We start from the raw sequence: 13,526 nt of genomic DNA on the forward strand, positions 1-13,526 counted from the left end.
GGGATTGCGGACGCAAATCAAACGAATTGAAAAGGGCTTCCACCAGGAAGCCCTTTTCAATTCAATATTTGGTAGGTCTGTTGGCGAAGAACAAGTTATCAATAGACCGATAGACTTTTTACTTCCTCCGGTCGAAGTAATTCCGGAAATAGAGCAGCTGGTACTGGAGGGCATTATTCCAGTAGGTCCAGTCGTGCTTGCCCGGGCGCTCGGTGTAGTCGTGCGGGATCTTGAGCTCCAGGAGGCGCTTGTGAGCGTTCCGGCTCATTTCTACGATGAAGTCTTCGGTACCGCAGTCGATGATGATGGCCTGCGTGTCGCGGCGCGGCTTTTCAATTTCGGCAAACATGGAATATTCGCGGTAGCGGGCCGTGTTGGTGGTGTCGCCGAGCAGCTTTTGTACGCCGTAGGTCGGTGCCTTGATGTATTCGATGGCCAGGGCGCCGCTCATGGAGCCGATGGCACCGAAGAAGCCGGAATGGCGCAGGCCGAGGTAGAGCCCGCCGTGGCCGCCCATGCTGAGGCCGGTGATGGCGCGGCCGCTGCGTTCCCTGATGACGTTGTATTTGCTTTCGATAAAGGCCGGTATCTCGGTGGCCACATAGGTCTCAAAGCGCATCGTCGGGTCTTCGGGGCTGTCGAGGTACCAGCCGGCATAGGCGCCGTCGGGGCATACCACCACGATGTTGTAGCGGTCGGCGTATTCGGTGAGGCGGGTCTTCTGTACCCAGTTGCTGTAGTTGCCGGTGAGGCCGTGGAGGAGGTACACAGTGGGGAAGGCCTCCTTTGATTTCTTATACGAAGCGGGCTTCACCACCACGCACTTATAGGCGCGTTTCATGGCGGCGGAGGGGATGGAGAGGGTGTCGACTTCGGCGGCTTGGGCGGTCAGTGCTGTTCCGAGCAACACCAACGCTGCCAACAGGAGTTTGAATTTTGAATACATGCGCTAAAGATAGCAGCGGATGGCAAATTTTTCCGGTGGACAAGCGCATTTGTACTGGCGGATCAATCCTGCACAAACCGCAATTGCACACCTTTCTGCTCAAGCCATTCCACCAGTTCCTGCACACCCTCCGGTGTGCGGGCGATGCGTGATGGATCTGTTGCAAGTACCACATCATATTGCTTCGACCCGTTTTCGATATTCGCGCGCAGGCGGCTCAGTTCGGCGCGTTCCGAAAACGCGGAGCCGCCGCCTACCTGGTCACCATAGATATCGTCCGGGTCAACATGGTAGTTGCCGGCGGCAGCCTGCTTCAGTTTCAGGATCTGGTCGCAGACGTTGGCTTCGGAGGAGCAGCGGGCGAGCAGGGCGGCACGGCGTTTAATATGATCGGTCATGCTTATCTTTTTATCCGGCAGTTGCTGATCGCGATGCATTCGACCATTCGTTACCGGATGCCAAAGCTATCAACAAAAGCCCAGGTGGCGGGTAACATAACGAAAAAGGCCACCGCGTGCGGTGGCCTTTTGTATCGTAAAAGATCGGCTTAGAAACCTTTCTTCTCGCCGGCTTTCTGCATCGGGTTGATACCGGTGCTCTGGCCGCGGGCTGCGCCCTGCTTCTGCTTGAACATCTGGAAGCGGGTCGGCTCGGGGATAGGGTTGCCGTAGGTGTTGTTGCTCTCGTCGATGTCGGCGGTCTCGCGGTTGGGGTCCAGCTTGATGCCGGTTACGCGCTTGTCCTTCATAAAAAACTTGGTGACCTTGCCTTCGTTGAGGCGCCATACCTGGGCGGGGATGCGGTCGATCTCCTTGGTGCCGTCCTCGAAAGTCCACTCCACGATGATAGGCATCACGAGGCCGCCCTTGTTGGAGAAGGAAAGCTCGTAGAAGTGTTTGTCACCAAACTTCTGGGCCGAAGCCGCGTCAACGGCTTCCACCGAAGCATTCTGGGGCACGCGGTAGCGGGCGGTGTCCACGGGCTCGAGGCCGCGGTCGTAGCGCCAGTAGAAATCGCGCAGCGAGGTGTCGGCGTCCGTCCGGAACTTGATGCTCGGGTCCTGGCGGTTGCGCTGCTTCGAGATGTCGTCGTATGCGGGCACCTGGGGCTTGGGCAGGGTCGCCATACGAACGGTGTCGCGCATGAAGGGCGAGTTGCTGCCGGCTTCCACCTTGGCGTATTTCACGCTGTCGATGGAGATATCAGTGGCATCAGTGCTGTAGAACCAGCCGCGCCAGAACCAGTCGAGGTCTTCGGCGGAGGCGTCTTCCATGGTGCGGAAGAAGTCGGCCGGCTCGGGGTGCTTGAAGGCCCAGCGGCGGGCGTACTCCTTGAAGGCATAGTCGAACAGCTCGCGGCCCATAATTGTCTCGCGCAGGATGTTGAGGCCGGTAGCGGGCTTGGTGTAAGCGTTGGGGCCGAAGCCGACGATGTTCTCCGAGTTGGTCATGATGGGCTCCAGCTGGTTTTTGGGGAGCTTCATGTAGTCGGTGATCGTCCAGGCCGGGCCGCCGCGGGTGGGGAACTTGTTGTCCCACAGTTCTTCGGTGAGGTATTCAACAAAGGAGTTGAGGCCTTCGTCCATCCAGCTCCACTGGCGCTCGTCGGAGTTGATGATCATCGGGAAGAAGTTGTGGCCCACTTCGTGGATCACCACGCCGAGCATGCCATTCTTCGTCGTCTCCGAATACGTGCCGTCCTTCTCGGTGCGGCCGTAGTTGAAGCAGATCATGGGGTATTCCATACCGTTGGCGGCTTCCACCGACTGGGCAACGGGGTAGGGGTAGGGGATGGTGAACTTCGAGTAGGTCTTGATGGTGTGTGCCACGGCCTTGCTCGAGTACTTGCGGTACAGGCTGTAGGCTTCCTTGCCGTACTGGCTCATGCACATTACCTTTTTGCCTTCCACGTTGGCGGCAAGGGCGTCCCATACGAACTTGCGGGAAGAGCCCCAGGCAAAGTCGCGTACGTTGTCGGCTTTGAAGATCCAGGTCTTCGTGTTCTTCGCTTTTTTCATTTCCGCGGCCTTGGCCTCGGCCAGGGTCACGATCTCAACAGGCTCGGAAGATGTCTGGGCTTTCTGCCAGCGGCCATACTGGGCGGGCGTCAGCACCTGCTGCAGGTTCTGGCACAGGCCGGTGCCGGCAACCACGTGGTCGGCCGGAACGGTCATCTGCACCTTGAAGTTGCCGAAGGAGAGGGCAAACTCGCCGCGGCCGGTGAACTGGTGGTTCTGCCAGCCCTGGAAGTCGCTGTACACGCAAAGGCGGGGATACCACTGGGTGATGGTGAAAATATGGTTGCCGTCTTCGGGGAAGAATTCGTAGCCACCGCGGCCGCCCATGGAGATGCGGTCGGGTATCTTGTAATTCCAGTCGCAGTTGAAGACGAATTTCTGGCCCGGCTTCACGGGTGCCGGCAGCTCCACGCGCATCATCGTTTTGTTGATGGTGTACCTGAGGGCTTTGCCGGTGGCGTCGGTGAGCTTTACGATGTTGACGCCGTAGCCGTTATCCTGCTTTGCTTTCTCCAGGTTTTCGAACTGGGCCACCGAAGTCTGGCGGGGCATGCCCGAGGAGTTCTGGTAGCCCGCGTTCTTCGTGGAGCTGTGCTCGTTTTCATCGAGCTGCAGCCAGATGAAGGTGAGCTCATTGGGTGAGTTGTTGAAATAGGTTACGGTCTCGGAGCCGCTGAGGCGCAGGGCGGGCTCGTCGAGGGTGGCCTTGATGTCGTAGTCGACGCGCTGCTGCCAGTACTTGGGACCCGGCGCGCCGCTGGCCGTGCGGTATTCGTTGGGTGTGGGCAGAATGCCACCGAGCTGCTCGAACTTGTTCCCGTGGTTGGAGCCCGGGTTGTTCTGCGAGTTCTGGGCACAAAGAAAGCTGCCGGCTACCAGCTGAACGCTGCAAGCTAGAAGAAGCTTTTTCATGTTGATCTATTGTGTTTTTTAAGTGACTAAGGGAGACGCTCAAGCGCCATTTTCAAAGCTAAGCCAAAAACCCCGGCTGAAACAAAGAGCACCCATTCGCGGCGCGGCACCCGGAGGCGCTCCACGAAAAGCCAGGAAAGCAGCAGCACCACGCCCACCACCACGATCTGCCCGGCCTCCAGGCCCACGTTGAAGCCGAAAAGGCTCCAGCCCATGCTCTGTCCTTTTGCCAGCAGGAAGCGGAGCGTGTTGGCGAAGCCGAGGCCGTGTATGAGCCCGAAAACGAGGGCGAGCGCATAGTTGATACGCAGCAGTCGCGGGGTGAAATCCTTCCGGAACAGGTTGCTCGCCGCCGTAAACACGATGGTGCAGGGGATGAGAAACTCCACCCAGGCAGACGGAACATCCAGCACGTTGAAAACGCTCAGCCCAAGGGTGACGGAATGTCCGATGGTGAAGGCCGTCACCAGTACCAGCACCTGGCGCCAGTCGCGCAGCAGGTACACTGCCGACAGCACCCAGACGAAAAGCAGGTGGTCCAGCGCGTCAATACTCATGATATGTTCCCATCCCAGCTGGAAATAAAACCCGAAATCGCCCATGTAGGTGTTTTGCCTTTTAACGTTTTTCAGCAGAGCCGGTCCAAAATAATCCAGAGTTTTGCAGCAAGCAAAAATAATCCGTCAATGGCGCTCCTGTCGTTTAAATGGTTCCTTCCGCTCCTTGCGTCTTTTTTCCATCCGTTCTATGTTTCGGTGACCGAGATCACGCACAACGCCCGGGAAAAAGAATACGAGATCTCCTGTAAGATGTTCGCGGAAGACCTTGAGCAAACGCTCAGGAAGCAGCATAAATTGTCCGTGGATCTTTCCTCCGATGCGCAGCATGCGCAGAACGACAAGCTGGTGGCTGCCTACATGCAGGCGCACCTGGCGGTGAGCGCCGACGGCAAGGCGCTGAAGCTGCACTACCTGGGTTTCGAGCGCGACAAGGAAGCGGTCTGGTGCTACTTCGATGTGCCCGGTGATGCCCCGAAGAAGGTAGACGTGCAGACATCGATCCTCCACGACTTCACCGAAAAGCAGATCAACATCGTCCATGTGTCGGTATACGGCAAGCGTCAAAGCCAGAAGATCGACTACCCGAACAGGGGGGCGAGCTTTAACTTTTAATCGCGCACGCGCTCGCACAAGAGGGCCGCTTGCGGCCCTCTTGTCATCCTGAGCGTAGCGAAGGATCTGAGGATCCGGGCTTAGTGAATGACCACAACCATTCGAAAGCTCCCGGCCGAAAAGCGCTATCGCAACGGGTGCGCATCCTGGGGCGGCCAGTGCGGAAAGAACCGGGTGTTGAGAAAATCAAGTCCGGGATTTATTTGCGCGATCAGCTTCATTTTCTTCGCCCTCGTCCAGCCCTTCAATTCTTTCTCCCGCCGTATGGCGTTCAGTACATACCGGCTCGTTTCGTAATAGAGCAGGTAATGAACCCCATATCTTGCGGTAAACCCGCTAACACCGAGATAATGTTCCACCAGGCGCGCCTTGAGATTGTTGGTGATACCGATGTACAACACCGAGCGCAATGCATTGGTCAGGATGTATGTATAATAACAGCGTTGTGGCATTGAGTAAAGCTCTAACGCCTCATACTCCTCACCATGATGTTTTCACCAGCATCTGGTGTTTTTTTCCTGCTGGCAACGATTTTCCGTTGCAAAGTCTCTCTGCTTTCGGGCTTTTCCTGATTGGTAGCTCAGATCCTTCGCTACGCTCAGGATGACAAAAGGACCGCGGTGCGGTCCTTTTGTGCTCAAACTATGGCTTATTCCTCTACTTCGCTCTCTTCCGGCGGTAGCTCCGCCTTCACCAGCACTTTGTCGATGCGGTGGCCGTCCATGTCGATGATCTCGATGTGAAAGATCTTCCATTCGAGGGTGTCGCCGGTATGAGGGATGCGCTCCAGCTCGTGGAGGATGCAGCCGGCAAGCGTATCAAACTGGTACTCGTCGTCGAGGTATTCGGTTTTGTCGAAGTAGGAGAGGAAGTCGTAAAAGTTGATCTGGGCATCCACCAGGTAGGTGCCGTCCTCGCGGGCCACGATCTCGTAGTCTTCCACGTCGTCGGTATCGGGGATGTCGCCGATGATGGCTTCCATGATATCGGTGAGCGTGATCATGCCCAGCACGGAGCCGTATTCGTCTACGATGAAAGCCGCGTAGTTCTTGGTGGCGCGCAGCTTCTCCATCACCTGGTAAGCGGAGTTGTTATTGGGTACAAACAGGGCGGGCTTCATGATCGAGCGCAGGTGCGTCAGGTCGGTAAGGTCGGCGGCTACGTACAGGTCCTTGATGGAAACGATGCCTTTCATGTTGTCGACGTCGCCCTCGCAAACGGGGTAGATGGAATGCGGTTCGGCGATGATCCGCTCGCGCACCTGCAGCGTTACGTCGGTCAGGTCGAAGCAGGCCATGTCGCTGCGGTGGGTCATCAGGGAAGTGATGTTGCGGTCGCCGAGGTGGAAGATGCGCTCGATCATTTCGCGCTCCTCTTCCTCGATGGTGCCCGCTTCGCTGCCTTCGGTGATGATGGCCTTGATCTCTTCTTCCGTCACCGTGTCGTCCGACACCGTGCGGATGTTGAATATGCGGAAGAACGAGTTGGACGTCTTGTTCAGAATCCACACAAAGGGGTGTGTGATCTTGGCGAAGATCCGCATCGGGGCAGCCATCATCTTGGCGATGCGCTCGGCACGCTGCAGGCCGATGCGCTTCGGGATGAGCTCGCCGAACACGATCGAAAGAAAGGTTACCAGTATTACCACAAGGGTGGTGGACAGGCCTTTGGCATAGGGGCGGAGGCTATCGAAGCGTTCGAAAAACGGTTCGATGTAGGCACCGAATTTCTCACCGGAGTACACACCGGTCAGGATCGCTATCAGGGTAATACCGATCTGGGCGGCGGAGAGAAAAATTTCGGGGTTTTGAGAAAGGTCAAGGGCCGAGCGGGCACGGTCATCTCCTTTGTCGGCCATCACTTCAAGACGTGCCTTCTTTACAGAAACCAGGGCGATCTCCGACATCACAAAAAGTCCATTCAGTAAGATCAGTCCCAGCAATATAAATACTTCCATCTACAGGTCTTCGGTTGTTTATCGGGGTAAAGCTATCACTTTTTGGGCCAAAGGGGGACCCAGCTCAGCGGCAATCATCCCCCGAAAGGGGCCGTTTATCGGAATTCAGCTCAGCGGCAACGCTTTTTAGGGGAAATTTGCCGTCCGCCAACATAGTCTGCATTTATGCTCGCCCGAACCCGTCTTCCTAAAACCCTGCTCTGGGTCACCCAGCTGCTGTTTATCTACGTCGGCCTGTTTACGGCCATGCGCGTGCTCCTTTTGCTGCTCTTCGGCCCGCAGGGCGAGCGGATCGGCGACCTGCTGCCTTCCTTTTTCCTGGGGCTCCGCTACGACCTCCGCTGGATCAGCGCCCTGCTGCTGCCCATCGTGCTGCTGAGCCTCATGCCGCGCCTGTCGCCCTTTTACGCGGCACGCAACAGCCGGGCTTGGACCTGGTACCTGGCCTTCGCCACGCTCTTCGTCGTCTTTTTCTTCGCGGCCGATTTCGGTTGCTTTGCCTACAACAACACCCGCCTCAATGCTTCGGCGCTCAACTTCGCCGAAGACCCGGGCATCTCGGCCCGTATGCTCTGGCAATCTTACCCCATTCTCTGGATGGTGGCGGGGCTCGCGCTCGTGGTGCTGCTGCTCCGCTGGGTATTTCGCCGCACGCATAGCTATGTAGACGTGCGCACCGCGGCCAAAGAGGCGCCCGACCGCCGCCGTTTTGTGCTTTGCTTTGCCCTGCTGCTCGGCTTCTGGGCCTGGGGCGGTGTTACCGGACCGCTGCGCTGGAAAGATGCCTTTGGCCTGCAGGATTCTTTCCGCGCCTACCTGGCTCTCAACCCGCTGCAAAATTTCTTTACCACCCTGCGCTTCCGCAAGCCGCAGGCCAGCGAGACGGAAGCCCGCCGCTATGCCGCCGACCTGCGGGGCTGGATGGGATTGCCGGGCGATGGCGTGGACTACCGCCGCACCGTAACGCCGGCCGCTCCGTCGCAAAGGCCCAACGTGGTGCTGGTGCTCTGCGAGTCGTTCAGCATGTACAAAAGCAGCATGAGCGGCAACCCGCTCGGCACCACGCCTTATTTCGATTCGCTCGCCCGTGGCGGTGTCTTTTTCGACCGCTGCTTCTCCCCGCATTTCTCCACCGCCCGCGGGCTCTTCGCCACGCTCACCGGAATTCCCGACGTGCAGCTGTCCAAGTTCTCCACCCGCAACGAGGCCGCCCTCGACCAGCATATCATCTTCAACGATTTCGAGGGTTACAAAAAGCTTTATTTCCTCGGCGGCGACCCGGGCTTCAACAATTTTTCCGGTATCCTGCGCAATATCCAGGGGCTCCAAATGCACACCGAAAACCAGTTTGCGCAGACGCCGGTCGACGTCTGGGGTATTTCCGACAAAGACCTTTTCCTGAATGCCGCCGCTACGCTGTCGCGGCAGGAAGGACCTTTTGTAGCCCTGATCCAGACAGCCGACAACCACCGACCTTTTACCATTCCCGAAAAGGAGCGCGCCTTCCGGCCCCGGGCAGTACACCCCGATACCCTGAAGAAATACGGGTTTGAGTCGCTGGCTGAATACAATGCCTTCCGTTATGCCGACCACAACATCGGCACCTTTATGGAAGCCGCCCGCCGGCAGCCCTGGTTTGCCAACACCATCTTCGTCTTCGTGGGCGACCATGGTGTGTCGGGCAACGCACAGGAGATCTACGGGGATGTGTGGACCCGCGAGCGGCTCACCGACGAGCACGTGCCGCTGCTGTTTTATGCGCCCGCCATCCTGCAGGCGCAACGACGCCACGAGGTGGTTTCCCAGATCGATGTGCTGCCCAGCATCGCCGGAATTGCAGGTATCCGCTATACCAACAGCACGCTGGGCCGCGACGTCGTGAAAGGCAACGAACGCCACTATGCCTTTACCATCCAGCACGACGAAGGCCGCATCGGCATCATCACCGATGATTTCTATTACTCCCGCAATCTCAACTTCAACCGCGAGGAGCTGCATTTTCTTCCGGGCTCCCGTATTTATACGGTCCGGCAGCAAGACTCCATCCGGCGCAGCATGGCGCCTGTGACACAGGGTATGTATGAAACGGCCCGGTGGATGCTCCTGAATAACAAAAAGACGTACGTAAAGCATTAGCGCAGGTCCTCGAAAGAGAAAGAACGCAGATCTTTTATAATCCTTATGACTTACGCAGCCTTCGGCTACGCTCAGGCTGACCACTTCGGCTACGCTGAGGCTGACAATGCCAGGGTGAGTTTGCCGAACCGTTCGAGCATGAGCAATCCTAAAAAATCATAACCCATCTGCGTATTTCGCTTGCGGAACCAGCGTTCCTTCTCTCCGTGAGCGGTTACTATCTTCGCGCCATGGACGACGAGTTTTTCATGCGCCAGGCACTAGTGCAGGCACAGCGTGCATTCGATGAGGACGAAGTGCCGGTGGGTGCCGTTGTGGTGTTGGGGGGGAAGATCATTTCACGGGGTTATAACCAGGTGGAGCGGCTCAATGATTGTACGGCGCATGCCGAGATCATCGCACTGACTTCCGCTTTTTCCTACCTGGGCAGCAAATACCTGCCGGAGGCGACATTGTATGTAACGGTAGAGCCCTGCCTTATGTGCGCCGGTGCATTGTATTGGAGCAAGATCGGGCGGATCGTTTTCGGCACCACCGACGAGAAGAACGGGCACCACCGGGTTACTGGCCCTAATTCGCCTTTTCATCCAAAGACCGTGGTGGAATACGGGGTGCTGGCTGAAGACAGCCGGGCGCTGATGAAGTCTTTTTTCGCCCGTAAACGCGGCTGAGCTGGCCCGGTTCTTTGAAGCGAATTCGCCCAATTAGGCCACCCGGGCTTATTTTTGGGCTTCCCTTAGCTTTGAAACCCAATGAGACTTTCCTATAGTCAGGCTACTTCTTTTCTTGCCGGTGGCGGAACCATGGGCGAGCTGGCCCGGAACCACAATTGGGCCGACACAGCGCTCGGCCCGCCGGAAACCTGGCCGCAGAGCCTGCGTACCACCGTCAGCATCCTGCTCAATTCGCAATTCCCCATGTTTGTATGGTGGGGCCCGGAGCTGACGGCCATTTACAACGATTCCTATATCCCCATTGCCGGCAAGAAGCATCCTAAGCTCCTGGGGCAGTCGGGCCGCGAGGCCTGGGCGGAGATCTGGAGCGACCTGGGCCCCCTGGTGGAGTCCGTGTTTGCGGGAATTTCCACCTGGTCGGAAGACCAGCTGCTGGTGATGAACCGCCACGGCTACGACGAAGAGACCTATTTCACGTTTTCCTATAGCCCGGTGCTTAACGAGCAGGGGGTTGTCAGCGGGCTTTTCTGCGCCTGCATCGAAACCACCGAAAAGGTGTTGGCCGCGCGCCGCCTTCACGAGAGCGAGCGCAACCTGCGCAATACGATCCTGCAGGCGCCGGTAGCCATGTGCATCCTGCGCGGGCCCGAGCACCGGGTGGAGATCGCCAATGAACGCATGTTTGCGCTCTGGGGACGGCAGGCAGCGGAGATGCAGGGGCGACCCATTTTTGAGGCCTTGCCCGAGGCGCGCAACCAGGGCCTGGAGGAATTACTGCACCGCGTATTTCATTCCGGCGAAAGCATCGTGGCCAACGAGCGCCCGGTTGACCTGCCGCGCGCCGGCGGCATTGCCACCGTTTATGTCAACCTTGTATACGAGCCCTTCCGCGATGGCGACGGTACAATTGGTGGCGTGCTGGTTGTGGCCTATGATGTGACCGACCAGGTGATGGCCCGCCAGAAGATCGAGGAGATCGTGGTGCAGCGCACCCGCGAGCTGGCGGCGGCCAACGAAGCGCTGACGCGCAGCAACCAAGACCTGAAGCGCTCCAACAACAACCTCGAGGAATTTGCCTACGCGGCCTCGCATGATATGAAGGAGCCGATCCGGAAAATCCACTTTTTCGCCGACCGCCTCAAAGGCGAGCTGCAGCAACAGCTGAGCCCCGAGCAGAGCGCGCTTTTTGGTCGCCTGGAAGGTGCCGCGCGGCGCATGGGCAACCTGATCGACGACCTGCTCAGCTACTCGCAAACAACCCGCGGCGCGGCCGAGCAGGAAGAGACTGATCTTGGCAAACGCCTCGAGCAGGTGCTGCACGACCTCGAGCTTGAAATTGAGGAAAAAGGTGCCGAAGTGCGCCCCGACCGGCTCCCGGTGATCTACGGCAACGGGCGGCAATTTCAGCAGCTCTTTCAGAACCTGCTGAGCAATGCGCTCAAGTACAGCCGTCCCGGTGTGCCTCCGCAAATTGATATCCGCTACCGGGAGGTTCCTGCCGCAGCCGTGCGCGCCCATCTTCCACCAGAGGCTACGGCACACCGTTACCACCTCATCGAGGTAACCGACAATGGGATCGGCTTCGAGCAGAAAGATGCCGACCGCATCTTCAACGTGTTTACGCGGCTGCATGGCAACAACGAATTCCGCGGCACCGGCGTGGGGCTGTCGATCGTTCGGAAGGTAGCGGAGAACCACGGCGGTTACGCCTGGGCGGAAAGCGACCCGGGCTCCGGCGCCTCCTTCTATATCCTGTTGCCGGTGGCCGGCAATGACACCGCGTGAGTTCGGTTTACCGATCCTGGTACTGCCTTACATTTGTCGTACTAAAAATTATCCCTTATGGCATTTACACTCCCCGCACTTCCGTATGCGCACGACGCACTGGAGCCCCATATCGATACACAGACGATGCAGATACACCACGGCAAGCACCACCAGGCTTACGTGGACAACCTGAATAAAGCCATCGCCGGCACCGAGCACGAGAACAAGAGCCTCGAAGAACTCGTGAAGAATGCAGGCGCTATCTCGCCCGCCGTGCGCAACAACGGTGGCGGCCACTGGAACCACTCGTTTTTCTGGACGGTGATCGGCCCTAACGCCGGCGGACAACCGACCGGCGCCCTGGCGGAAGCCATCACCAAGGCCTTCGGTTCCTTCGACGCATTCAAAGAGAAATTCAACACCGCCGGCGCTACCCGCTTCGGCTCCGGCTGGGCCTGGCTGATCAAAAAAGAAGACGGCTCACTCGAAGTAACGTCCACGCCGAACCAGGACAACCCGCTGATGGAAATCGCCGATGTAAAGGGCACGCCGCTGCTGGGTTGCGATGTGTGGGAGCATGCTTACTATCTCAAGTACCAGAATCGTCGCCCCGAGTACCTCGCTGCGTTCTGGAACGTAGTAAACTGGAACAAGGTGAGCGAGCTTTTCGAAGGCAAATAAGCAACAACCTGCTTTGATAAAGCCCTGGCATCTCTGCCGGGGCTTTTTTTGCGGTAAAGGGGCATGGTTTTTTTGCCGGGAGCCGAAACGATAAATTCATGAAACGCTTCACCTGCCGGCTGCTCCCGGCTTTGCTGGCTACGGGCCTCCTGCTGTTTTCCTGCACCAGTAACGACACCGCTAAATCATCAGGCGACAGCACAACAACGGTTGTCGGTGGGCCGGATACCGCACAAAAAGGGGCTGCCCTCGAGCTGGTGTTCAGCGATTCGTTGTTTCAGCTGACGGGTGTAGCCAGGGAACCGGGCGGAAGGTTGCTGGTAAATTACCCGCTCTGGAATGGCCCGTACCGGTATGCGGTAGTAGTGGCCACGGGCGGTACGGCAAAGCAACCTTACCCGGACTCCCTGACCAACATGTGGAAAGCAGGCAGCCCGGGCGGCAACAAGTGGGTTTGCGTGCAATCGGTTTATGTGGACGACAGCAGCCGCACCTGGGTGCTCGACCCGGCGGCGCCCAAGCTGATGCGCGTTACCGGCGGCGGCGCCAAGCTGGTGCGTATGAGCCGCGACGGCAAAATGGAGCGCACCTACTCTTTTAACGGCGTGATCAGCGATACGTCTTATGTCAACGACGTGCGGATCGATGTGCAACGCAACTTTGCCTACATTACCGATTCCAAGGTCGGCGGCATCGTGTTGGTGGATCTTGCCACCGGAAAAATGCGCGAGGTGTTGAAAAAGCATCCGTCCACGCAGTCGGATCCCAATTTCAAATTCATCATCGACGGGCATGAGCTGATGAAGAACGGCAAGCCGGTAAAATTCAATTCCGATGGGATTGCCCTTACGCCGGATGGCGCATGGCTGTATTACAAGCCGCTCACCGACGACAAGCTCTATCGCATCAGTACGGAATACCTGCGCGACCCGAAGGTGAGCGATACGGCGCTGGGCGCCAAGGTGGAAGACCTCGGTCACTTTACCACCACGGACGGAATGATCTTCGACAAGGCGGGCAATCTCTACCTCGGGGATCTGCAGAACTACCGGATCGTTCGCGTAGACAAGAACCTTAAGGTTTCAACGCTGGTTCAGGATCCGCGGCTCATCTGGCCCGACAGCTACTCGATCGCCGACGGCTACCTGTATATCTCCTGCTCGCAGATCAACAAGCAACCCGAATACAACAACGGGCAGAACAAGCGAACAGGTCCGTACACGGTTTACCGCGTGCGGCTTCCCTGAAGCCGGCAAAGGTGTAG

At 57.9% G+C, this 13,526-nt stretch carries 12 protein-coding genes; 6 read left to right on the forward strand and 6 right to left on the reverse strand.

Annotated features, from left to right (window positions below; translation table 11 throughout):
* Positions 1-118: 118 nt before the first annotated feature.
* The 4 genes from EPD60_RS14565 to EPD60_RS14580 form a co-directional block, all read right to left on the reverse strand.
* Positions 119-946, reverse strand: coding sequence for an alpha/beta hydrolase (locus EPD60_RS14565; RefSeq protein WP_131450251.1), 828 nt, complete (start codon positions 944-946; stop codon positions 119-121).
* Between the two features lie 62 nt (positions 947-1,008).
* Entirely contained in the window at positions 1,009-1,344 is a 336-nt protein-coding gene (locus tag EPD60_RS14570; protein ID WP_165871560.1) for a recombinase family protein, read from the reverse strand.
* Positions 1,345-1,493: 149 nt separating this feature from the next.
* Entirely contained in the window at positions 1,494-3,875 is a 2,382-nt protein-coding gene (locus tag EPD60_RS14575; protein WP_131450253.1) for a M1 family metallopeptidase, read from the reverse strand.
* Between the two features lie 26 nt (positions 3,876-3,901).
* Entirely contained in the window at positions 3,902-4,477 is a 576-nt protein-coding gene (locus EPD60_RS14580) for a HupE/UreJ family protein (protein WP_131450254.1), read from the reverse strand.
* Positions 4,478-4,561: 84 nt separating this feature from the next.
* Between EPD60_RS14580 and EPD60_RS14585 the strand changes: the two genes are divergently transcribed.
* Positions 4,562-5,047, forward strand: a complete 486-nt coding sequence (locus EPD60_RS14585; protein WP_131450255.1) for a DUF6702 family protein — start codon at positions 4,562-4,564, stop codon at positions 5,045-5,047.
* Positions 5,048-5,172: 125 nt separating this feature from the next.
* On the opposite strand, the gene EPD60_RS14590 is transcribed toward EPD60_RS14585, so the two are convergent.
* Together EPD60_RS14590 and EPD60_RS14595 are read right to left on the reverse strand one after the other, a co-directional pair.
* Entirely contained in the window at positions 5,173-5,499 is a 327-nt protein-coding gene (locus tag EPD60_RS14590; RefSeq protein ID WP_131450256.1) for a GIY-YIG nuclease family protein, read from the reverse strand.
* A gap of 197 nt (positions 5,500-5,696) precedes the next feature.
* Positions 5,697-7,004, reverse strand: coding sequence for a hemolysin family protein (locus EPD60_RS14595; protein WP_131450257.1), 1,308 nt, complete (start codon positions 7,002-7,004; stop codon positions 5,697-5,699).
* 165 nt (positions 7,005-7,169) lie between these two features.
* On the opposite strand from EPD60_RS14595, the gene EPD60_RS14600 reads away from it, so the two are divergent.
* The 5 genes from EPD60_RS14600 to EPD60_RS14620 all read left to right on the forward strand — a co-directional run bounded on the left by EPD60_RS14600 (position 7,170) and on the right by EPD60_RS14620 (position 13,509).
* On the forward strand, positions 7,170-9,140 hold the full coding sequence (locus EPD60_RS14600; protein WP_131450258.1) for an LTA synthase family protein: 1,971 nt from the start codon (positions 7,170-7,172) through the stop codon (positions 9,138-9,140).
* 230 nt (positions 9,141-9,370) lie between these two features.
* Positions 9,371-9,811: a nucleoside deaminase gene (locus EPD60_RS14605; protein WP_131450259.1), complete on the forward strand. Its 441-nt coding sequence runs from the start codon at positions 9,371-9,373 to the stop codon at positions 9,809-9,811.
* Positions 9,812-9,892: 81 nt separating this feature from the next.
* Positions 9,893-11,599 (forward strand): sensor histidine kinase, encoded by a 1,707-nt coding sequence (locus EPD60_RS14610; RefSeq protein ID WP_131450260.1) that lies wholly within the window; start codon positions 9,893-9,895, stop codon positions 11,597-11,599.
* A gap of 57 nt (positions 11,600-11,656) precedes the next feature.
* Positions 11,657-12,262 (forward strand): superoxide dismutase, encoded by a 606-nt coding sequence (locus EPD60_RS14615; RefSeq protein WP_131450261.1) that lies wholly within the window; start codon positions 11,657-11,659, stop codon positions 12,260-12,262.
* Between the two features lie 98 nt (positions 12,263-12,360).
* Positions 12,361-13,509 (forward strand): L-dopachrome tautomerase-related protein, encoded by a 1,149-nt coding sequence (locus tag EPD60_RS14620; protein WP_131450262.1) that lies wholly within the window; start codon positions 12,361-12,363, stop codon positions 13,507-13,509.
* Positions 13,510-13,526 lie beyond the last annotated feature (17 nt).

Source organism: Flaviaestuariibacter flavus, from assembly GCF_004337505.1.
In the GTDB taxonomy this organism is placed as follows: Bacteria; Bacteroidota; Bacteroidia; order Chitinophagales; family Chitinophagaceae; genus Flavisolibacter; species Flavisolibacter flavus.

Coding starts and splice junctions, on each gene's coding strand:
- EPD60_RS14565 (WP_131450251.1), bottom strand. CDS start 946: ATGTATTCAAAATTCAAACTCCTGTTGGCAGCGTTGGTGTTGCTCGGA.
- EPD60_RS14570 (WP_165871560.1), bottom strand. CDS start 1,344: ATGACCGATCATATTAAACGCCGTGCCGCCCTGCTCGCCCGCTGCTCC.
- EPD60_RS14575 (WP_131450253.1), bottom strand. CDS start 3,875: ATGAAAAAGCTTCTTCTAGCTTGCAGCGTTCAGCTGGTAGCCGGCAGC.
- EPD60_RS14580 (WP_131450254.1), bottom strand. CDS start 4,477: ATGGGCGATTTCGGGTTTTATTTCCAGCTGGGATGGGAACATATCATG.
- EPD60_RS14585 (WP_131450255.1), top strand. CDS start 4,562: ATGGCGCTCCTGTCGTTTAAATGGTTCCTTCCGCTCCTTGCGTCTTTT.
- EPD60_RS14590 (WP_131450256.1), bottom strand. CDS start 5,499: ATGCCACAACGCTGTTATTATACATACATCCTGACCAATGCATTGCGC.
- EPD60_RS14595 (WP_131450257.1), bottom strand. CDS start 7,004: ATGGAAGTATTTATATTGCTGGGACTGATCTTACTGAATGGACTTTTT.
- EPD60_RS14600 (WP_131450258.1), top strand. CDS start 7,170: ATGCTCGCCCGAACCCGTCTTCCTAAAACCCTGCTCTGGGTCACCCAG.
- EPD60_RS14605 (WP_131450259.1), top strand. CDS start 9,371: ATGGACGACGAGTTTTTCATGCGCCAGGCACTAGTGCAGGCACAGCGT.
- EPD60_RS14610 (WP_131450260.1), top strand. CDS start 9,893: ATGAGACTTTCCTATAGTCAGGCTACTTCTTTTCTTGCCGGTGGCGGA.
- EPD60_RS14615 (WP_131450261.1), top strand. CDS start 11,657: ATGGCATTTACACTCCCCGCACTTCCGTATGCGCACGACGCACTGGAG.
- EPD60_RS14620 (WP_131450262.1), top strand. CDS start 12,361: ATGAAACGCTTCACCTGCCGGCTGCTCCCGGCTTTGCTGGCTACGGGC.